The following is a 2,985-nucleotide window of genomic DNA, read 5'->3' on the forward strand; positions in this document are numbered from 1 at the left end:
CGCGGTAGCCGGTTGTCGCGGCCTGCTCCAGGTGATCGTCCGGGTCGTGCAGGTGCAGGACGTCGAACCGGCCGACGCCGACCCGCTCAAGGCTCTCCTCAGCCGACCGGCGGACGCCGTCATAGCTGAAGTCCCACATCGGTCCAGCGGGCGGCACCTCACTATAGAAGGAGACGCCGTCGTGGTACTGGGTGTCGTCGCGCGGGGCTCCCGCCCGCAGCAGTCGCCCGACCTTGGTCGAGACGACGAGTCCGGCGGTCGGCGCACCCGCGATGGCCAGGCCGACGCGCTGCTCCGCCAGCCCGTGCCCGTACAGGGGCGCGGTGTCGATGTAGCGCACGCCGCCCGCCAGCGCGCGACTAATCACCGCGACCGCGTCGGCGTCGCTGATCGCCTGCAGGAAGTTGCCGAGGACGGCGGTTCCCAGGCCGACCCGGGGTGCGAAGAGGTCGGTGTCGCCGACCCGCACCGGTGTCGCATCTGTGATCATGAGTCTCGCACTCCGTCGGTTGGTCACCGTCTCGTCGACCCGTGCTGTTCACTCAAATTCAGGCACGCGGGGCCGGCGGTTGACAATGCCGCATAACGAATGCCGCCGTTCCGTACCGCGGATCACTGGCCAAGCGCGCGGCCGCCGGAGTCAGCCGCTTCCGTTCGGAAAAATAAAAGAGATCATCCCGAACGTAGGCGTGGTTCCCGCATCCCCCCGCCGCTTCCACAGTCGGCCTGACGCACCCGGCAGACTGATCGCGTTCGGCGCGCACCCGGCTGCCGCGCTCGACGAACTGAGGACCCCGACACCTACGCTCAAGTGGCGCGTGATTACCGTGAGGGCCGTGCGGTGCCTGGGAACGGGGCCCGCGCACAGTGCGCAGTATCATCGGCAAGGATTTCGCTTTTCGTGTTAATCCCGCAGCAAATGGGCTGCCGAATTCACACGAAAATGGCCCGGACCGCGATGGTGGGCGGACAACCTGGACGAAACGGGCGCGACAGGCGGCCCGGCCGCGTGCTCAGGCCGGGGCGGGCCGGCTGAGCAGGGTGCGGATGGCGTCCTCGACGTGCCGGGCGCGCTCTTCTGGGTCGGGCACGTCGATGGCGGCCTCGAATTCTGGGCTGACCGAGACCCAGCCGGTGGCCAGGTGCAGTACGAGGCCGAGCAAGAAGCCAGGGTGGAAGTGCGCGGGCAGGTCGGCGTTCTTCTGTGCCCGGGCGATCGCGTCGATCTGGGCGCGAGCGTAGGCGACGCCGGCCGGGTTGGGGGCGCCGTCGCCGCGCTCCATCCGCTGCCAGGTGCACAGGCGCAGGATCTCGGGCCGGCGCTCGTGCAGGCGCACCAGCCGGGCGGCGTAGCCGGGAAGGTCGCAGGGGTCGAAGGGCACCTCGGCTTCCATCTGCTGGATGGCCTGCTCGCACACGGCCTCGAACAGCTGGGCCTTGCCGCCGAAGTAGTGGTAGATCTGCGCCTTGTTGGACTCGGCCGCTTCCCCGATCCGCTCGACGCGCGCTCCGGCGACCCCGTACTGAGCGAACTCGGCGTAGGCCGCGTCCAGCAGGCGACGGCGTGTGGCCTGGGCATCGTAGGTGACCATGGGTCCCAAGCATATTTCCTAAACGGTTAGTTGACAAAGTGCCGAACTCTCACCGGCGCCGCCGCCCCAGGCAAAAGTCAACTTGCGCGAAGCGGGCCGTGCGCCTACTCTCATGAGAGTTAGCTCTCATGAAGAGAGTTGACTATCTCGATGGGAGCTACTCATGACGCAGGTTTCTGTGACCGGCCCGGACGCAGGAGAGTCGATCCAGCTCGGCCCGGTCCGGATGCGGATCCTGGAGGACGGCTCGACCACCGGGCACCGCCTCGGGGTCGGCGAGATCACCCTCGCGCCGCACACCGAAGGCCCGCCGCAACATCGGCACGCTCGGCACGACGAGGGCTTTTACGTCGTGTCCGGCGCAGCGACCTTCACCGTCGGCGAGACCACCTACGACGCGCCCGCGGGGACGCTGGTCATGGTCCCGCCAGGCGCGCCGCACACCTTCGCCAATCCGACCGATGCCACCACGGTGCTGCTCAACACGTTCACCCCGGACCTTTACGTGCAGTACTTCCGTGACCTGCGCGGCATGATCGCGGACGGCCGGCCGCTGACCGCCGAGACCACGGTCGAGGCGATGAGCCGCTACGCCACCGAGCCGGCCACCGACTTCGCGTAGCCCCCGCGAACTCAACCAAGGAGAGACCCATGAACACCGCCACATACACCGTGGACCTGGCTGGCGTTGGTCCGGTCGAGCTGACCGTCGCGGACTACGGGTCCGGGCAGCCGTTCTTGCTCCTGCACGGCGGGGCCGGACCGCAGTCGGTGACCGGGTTCGCCGAGCGGTTCGCGGCCGCCCACGACGTGCGCGTGCTCGTGCCGACTCACCCCGGCTTCGGCGGCACCGCCCGCCCCGAGGCGCTGAACTCCGTCGGCGGCCTCGCCGCGCTCTACGTCGCGCTGCTCGACCAGCTCGGCCTGCGGGACGTCACCGTGATCGGGAACTCCATCGGCGGCTGGATCACCGCGGAGATCGCCCTGGTGAAGTCGCCGCGGGTGAGCGGCATCGTGCTGATCGACGCGGTCGGGATCGAGGTGCCGGGCCACCCGGTGGCCGACTTCTTCTCCCTGACCATGGACCAGGTCTTCCGGCTCAGCTTCCACAATCCCGAGCCGTTCCGCGTAGACCCCGCCACGCTGCCCCCGGCCGCGCAGGCGATCGCCGCGGGCAACCGGACCGCCATCGGCGTGTACGCCGGCGCCGGGATGAACGATCCGACCCTCGCCGGGCGCCTCGGGTCGGTTGAGATCCCCGCCCTCGTGCTGTGGGGCGACAGCGACGGGATCGTCGACGCCAGCTACGGGCGCGCCTACGCCGCCGCGATCCCCGCGGCCAGGTTCCGGCTGCTGCCCGACACGGGCCACTCCCCGCAACTGGAGACCCCCG

Annotated in this window: 4 protein-coding genes; 2 read left to right on the top strand and 2 right to left on the bottom strand. The window is 69.5% G+C overall.

The window, feature by feature from the left end; all coding sequences use genetic code 11:
- Together VHU88_11755 and VHU88_11760 are read right to left on the bottom strand one after the other, a co-directional pair.
- On the bottom strand, window positions 1-490 hold a 490-nt coding region (locus VHU88_11755), incomplete at its 3' end, for an aldo/keto reductase (GenBank protein ID HEX3612350.1).
- A 523-nt stretch (window positions 491-1,013) separates the two neighbouring features.
- Window positions 1,014-1,592 carry a TetR family transcriptional regulator gene (locus VHU88_11760; protein HEX3612351.1) on the bottom strand — a complete coding sequence of 193 codons (579 nt, stop codon included), beginning with the start codon at window positions 1,590-1,592 and terminating at the stop codon, window positions 1,014-1,016.
- Between the two features lie 163 nt (window positions 1,593-1,755).
- Between VHU88_11760 and VHU88_11765 the strand changes: the two genes are divergently transcribed.
- Both VHU88_11765 and VHU88_11770 read left to right on the top strand, forming a co-directional pair.
- Window positions 1,756-2,214 (top strand): cupin domain-containing protein, encoded by a 459-nt coding sequence (locus tag VHU88_11765; protein HEX3612352.1) that lies wholly within the window; start codon window positions 1,756-1,758, stop codon window positions 2,212-2,214.
- A 29-nt stretch (window positions 2,215-2,243) separates the two neighbouring features.
- On the top strand, window positions 2,244-2,985 hold a 742-nt coding region (locus VHU88_11770; protein ID HEX3612353.1), incomplete at its 3' end, for an alpha/beta hydrolase.

The sequence above is a fragment of the Sporichthyaceae bacterium genome, from assembly GCA_036269075.1.
GTDB lineage: Bacteria > Actinomycetota > Actinomycetes > Sporichthyales > Sporichthyaceae > DASQPJ01.

Bases quoted from the DNA above. Each gene is read 5' to 3' on its own strand.
- VHU88_11760 (HEX3612351.1), bottom strand. From the start codon at position 1,592: ATGGTCACCTACGATGCCCAGGCCACACGCCGTCGCCTGCTGGACGCG.
- VHU88_11765 (HEX3612352.1), top strand. From the start codon at position 1,756: ATGACGCAGGTTTCTGTGACCGGCCCGGACGCAGGAGAGTCGATCCAG.